The following is a 5,201-nucleotide window of genomic DNA, read 5'->3' on the forward strand; positions in this document are numbered from 1 at the left end:
GCGTATATTTCTACCTCGCGCGGCGCACGCCCCACACGGACGGACGCCGCGGGGCACCCTGAGAACCGGATACCGTGTCCGAGAGATCGGACGACGAAGGACAGACTAGCGATGCTCGAATGCCGTGCCCGGTGGCACGGCGCCGAGTCGATTCCAGTGAAGTCCGAGATCAGCGTGGTCTTGGAGTGGGACCCGGACGTCCATAAGGAGATCATACGCCGCAGCGATGCGGCGCTCCGAACGGAGAGTTCGATCCTGGCTCAGGATGAACGCTGGCGGCGCGCCTAACACATGCAAGTCGAACGGCCGGACCCACCTCGGTGGGCGAGGCAGTGGCGAACGGCTGAGTAACACGTGGGCAACCTGCCCCCCTCCCCGGGACAGCCTCGGGAAACCGTGGGTAATACCGGATACACCGCCCCCTCCGCATGGGAGGGGCGGGAAAGCTCCGGCGGGGGGGGATGGGCCCGCGGCCTGTTAGCTAGTTGGCGGGGCAACGGCCCACCAAGGCGACTATGGGTAGCTGGGTTGAGAGACCGACCAGCCAGATTGGGACTGAGACACGGCCCAGACTCCTACGGGAGGCAGCAGTGGGGAATCTTGCGCAATGGGCGGAAGCCTGACGCAGCGACGCCGCGTGCGGGAGGAAGGCCCTCGGGTCGTAAACCGCTTTCAGCAGGGACGAGGCCGCAAGGTGACGGTACCTGCAGAAGAAGCCCCGGCTAACTACGTGCCAGCAGCCGCGGTAATACGTAGGGGGCGAGCGTTATCCGGATTCATTGGGCGTAAAGCGCTCGTAGGCGGCCTGCTAGGTCGGGAGTCAAATGCGGGGGCCCAACCCCCGGCCGCTCCCGATACCGGCGGGCTTGAGTTTGGTAGGGGAAGGCGGAATTCCCGGTGTAGCGGTGGAATGCGCAGATATCGGGAAGAACACCGGTGGCGAAGGCGGCCTTCTGGGCCACAACTGACGCTGAGGAGCGAAAGCTGGGGGAGCGAACAGGATTAGATACCCTGGTAGTCCCAGCCGTAAACGATGGACACTAGGTGTGGGGGGGACGCCCCTCCGTGCCGCAGCCAACGCATTAAGTGTCCCGCCTGGGGAGTACGGCCGCAAGGCTAAAACTCAAAGGAATTGACGGGGGCCCGCACAAGCAGCGGAGCATGTGGCTTAATTCGAAGCAACGCGAAGAACCTTACCAGGGCTTGACATCTTGGTGAAGCGGCGGAGACGCCGTGGCCGAGAGGAGCCAAGACAGGTGGTGCATGGCTGTCGTCAGCTCGTGTCGTGAGATGTTGGGTTAAGTCCCGCAACGAGCGCAACCCCCGTCGCATGTTGCCAGCGGTCCGGCCGGGCACCCATGCGAGACCGCCGGCGTCAAGCCGGAGGAGGGCGGGGACGACGTCAAGTCATCATGCCCCTTATGCCCTGGGCTGCACACGTGCTACAATGGCCGGCACAGCGGGCTGCCAGGCGGCGACGCCGAGCGAATCCCCAAAGCCGGCCCCAGTTCGGACCGGGGGCTGCAACCCGCCCCCGCGAAGTCGGAGTTGCTAGTAATCGCGGATCAGCACGCCGCGGTGAATGCGTTCCCGGGCCTTGTACACACCGCCCGTCACACCACCCGAGTCGACTGCACCCGAAGTCGCCGGCCCAACCAGCAATGGGGGGAGGCGCCGAAGGTGTGGCTGGTAAGGGGGGTGAAGTCGTAACAAGGTAGCCGTACCGGAAGGTGCGGCTGGATCACCTCCTTTCTAGGGAGACACCCGAAGAGAGAAAGAGACACCATTTCAGACGGACGGGTCCCGTCACCAGACCACGCTCGCTGGTCATGCACTTCGTCGCGCCGCGAGGCGCACGGCGTCCGGTCCCCGGGGCCAGCCCCCGCCGCACCCTGAGAGCCGCATAGCGTGACGCAAACGAAGATTCTCCAATTAGTGGATCGCATCATGCACGATATGTGAACGTGAGAGAGAAGGGCGCCGGCGATGCCGGCGCGAAGGATACCAAGGGCACACGGTGGATGCCTTGGCACAGGAAGCCGACGAAGGACGCGACAAGCCGCGATAGTCCACGGCCAGGGGCACATGCCCGCACGAGCCGTGGGTCTCCGAATGGGAGAACCCGCCGGGACTTGAGGCCCGGCGCCCGCCCGCAGAACACATACGCGGGCGGGGGGCAACCGGGGGAACTGAAACATCTAAGTACCCCGAGGAAGAGAAATCAAACGAGATTCCCCGAGTAGTGGCGAGCGAAAGGGGACCAGGCCAAACCGGCGCGCTGGCGACAGCCGCCGGGGTTGTGGGACCACCCAACATGGCAGTGAGAAAGGCGCGAGGCAGCGGAACGGCCTGGGAGGGCCGGCGAGACAGGGTCACAGCCCCGTACGCGAAGCCCCGCGCCCTGCCGGGTGGCACCCGAGTACCGCCGGACACGTGAAACCCGGTGGGAAGCAGGGGGGACCACCCTCCAAGCCTGAACACTCTCCTGTGACCGATAGTGGACCAGTACCGTGAGGGAAAGGTGAAAAGCACCCCGGGAGGGGAGTGAAACAGCACCTGAAACCGCGTGCCCACAAGCAGTCGGAGCAGCCCTCGTGGCTGTGACGGCGTGCCTTTTGTAGAATGAGCCAGCGAGTTGCGGTGCGCGGCGAGGCCAAGCCGCGAAGCGAGCCGTAGCGAGAGCGAGTCCGAACAGGGCGAGCAGTCGCGCGCCGCAGACGCGAAGCCGGGTGAGCTATCCACGGGCAGGCTGAAGCGGGGGTAAGACCCCGTGGAGGGCCGAACCCACCTAGGTTGAAAACTGGGGGGATGACCCGCGGATAGGGGTGAAAGGCCTATCAAACCCGGAGATATCTCGTTCTCCCCGAAATAGCTTTAGGGCTAGCCTCGGGCGCTTACCCTGGGGGGTAGAGCACCGGATGGCCGCGGGGGCCTCACCGCCTACCAAAGCCAACCGAACTCCGAATACCCAGGGCCCGGAGCCCGGGAGTCAGAACATGTGGGCTAAGCTGTGTGTTCGAGAGGGAAACAGCCCAGACCGCCCGCCAAGGCCCCCAAGTCCGTGCCGAGTGGCAAAGGATGTGCGTCTGCCCAGACAACCAGGATGTTGGCTCAGAAGCAGCCACCCATTCAAAGAGTGCGTAACAGCTCACTGGTCGAGTGGACATGCGCCGACAATATACGGGGCTAAGCACGGCGCCGAAGCGGCGGACCGGACGCAGTCCGGTGGTAGGGGAGCTTCCCGTCAGGGGCGAAGCCGGGGGACGACCCCCGGTGGACCTGCCGGGAGTGAGGATGCTGGCATGAGTAGCGAGAGCGGCGTGACGAAACGCCGCCGCCGTGAACCCAAGGTTTCCTGGGCAAGGCTAATCCTCCCAGGGTCAGTCGGGGGCTAAGGCGAGGCCGGAAGGCGTAGCCGACGCATGGCAGGTCGACATTCCTGCACCCCCGTGGTGGCGCTACGACCGATGGGGCGACGGAGGAGGGTAGCTCGGCGGGGTTCTGGACGTCCCCGTGATGGCGCGTAGGGCGGCACCTTGCGAAGCGCGGGTGCCACGTGCCCGAGGCGCCGGACGAAGCGACTGAGCGAAGCGAGTGAGCCCATGCTCCCGAGAAAAACCCCTAGGCAGCCGCCCGGGGCCCGTACCGCAAACCGACACAGGTGGGTGGGTAGAGTATACCAAGGCGATCGGGAGAACCATGGTTAAGGAACTCGGCAAAATCACCCCGTAACTTCGGGAGAAGGGGTGCCGCCTCGGGTGATGGGACCAGCTCCCGGAGCCCAGGGCGGCCGCAGCGAATAGGTCCAAGCGACTGTTTACCAAAAACACAGGACTCTGCTGAAGCCGTAAGGCGACGTATAGGGTCTGACGCCTGCCCGGTGCCGGAAGGTCACGAGGAGCCGTCAGCTTCGGCGAAGCGGCGAATCCAAGCCCCGGTAAACGGCGGCCGTAACTATAACGGTCCTAAGGTAGCGAAATTCCTTGTCGGGTAAGTTCCGACCTGCACGAAAGGCGTAACGACTTGGACGCTGTCTCAACCATGGCCCCGGCGAAATTGCACTAGTCGTGAAGATGCGACTTACCCGCAGAAGGACGGAAAGACCCCGTGAACCTTTACTGCAGCTTGGCATTGGCCGCCGGTCCGTCGCGTAGAGGATAGGTGGGAGACCGTGAACCCGGGACGCCAGTCCCGGGGGAGTCGCCCTTGGAATACCACCCCCGACGAACTGGCGTCCTAACCCGCGGCCGTGACCCGGCGCGGGGACCGTGCCAGGTGGGTAGTTTGACTGGGGCGGTCGCCTCCCAAAGAGTAACGGAGGCGCGCGAAGGTCTGCTCTGGGCGGTCGGCAACCGCCCGTCTGAGTGCAAGAGCATAAGCAGGCCTGACTGCGAGACGGACAGGTCGAGCAGGTGGGAAACCAGGCTCTAGTGATCCGGCGGCCCGGCGTGGAACGGCCGTCGCTCAACGGATAAAAGGTACTCCGGGGATAACAGGCTGATCTTCCCCAAGAGTCCACATCGACGGGAAGGTTTGGCACCTCGATGTCGGCTCATCGCATCCTGGGGCTGGAGCAGGTCCCAAGGGTATGGCTGTTCGCCATTCAAAGCGGTACGCGAGCTGGGTTCAGAACGTCGTGAGACAGTTCGGTCCCTATCCTCTGTGGGCGCAGGAGATCTGAGGGAGGCTGCCCCTAGTACGAGAGGACCGGGGTGGACGGACCTCCGGTGCACGGGTTGTTCACCAAGAGCACTGCCCGGTAGCTGAGTCCGGTCGGGATAACCGCTGAAGGCATCTAAGCGGGAAGCCCGTCCCGAGATGAGATCTCCCTTCGGTAAGGCCACTCGTAGACCACGAGTTCGATAGGCCGCAGGTGCAAGGCGGGCGACCGCCTCAGCCGAGCGGCACTAATCGGCCGAGCTCCTCCGCATGCCCTTCCCATGGGCGGTCCCGGGGGGACTCGACGCTTGCGCGCGCTGTGCGGCCCCCAGGGCACGGTGGGACCACCCCGGAGGCAGAACGCCCCCAGACGGCCAGCGGCCATGGCAGGGGAGGCACACCCGGTCCCATCCCGAACCCGGAAGTTAAGCCCCCGAGCGCCGATTGTACTGCGGGTCCAGCCCGTGGGAGACCAGGACGCCGCTGGCCGACTGGGGGCGTTTTCGCCACAGGAGGGGCCCCGCGCCGAGCGCGGGGCCCCT

At 65.0% G+C, this 5,201-nt stretch carries 3 rRNA genes; all 3 read left to right on the top strand.

Going from position 1 to position 5,201, the window contains the following annotated elements:
• Positions 1–237 precede the first annotated feature (237 nt).
• A 16S ribosomal RNA gene (locus tag AUL39_RS10715) occupies positions 238–1,752 on the top strand.
• Between the two features lie 242 nt (positions 1,753–1,994).
• A 23S ribosomal RNA gene (locus tag AUL39_RS10720) occupies positions 1,995–4,931 on the top strand.
• A 101-nt stretch (positions 4,932–5,032) separates the two neighbouring features.
• A 5S ribosomal RNA gene (gene rrf / locus AUL39_RS10725) occupies positions 5,033–5,148 on the top strand.
• Together the 16S, 23S and 5S rRNA genes form the textbook arrangement of a ribosomal RNA operon.
• The last annotated feature ends 53 nt before the right edge of the window (positions 5,149–5,201 follow it).

Source organism: Tractidigestivibacter scatoligenes (genome assembly GCF_001494635.1).
In the GTDB taxonomy this organism is placed as follows: domain Bacteria; phylum Actinomycetota; class Coriobacteriia; order Coriobacteriales; family Atopobiaceae; genus Tractidigestivibacter; species Tractidigestivibacter scatoligenes.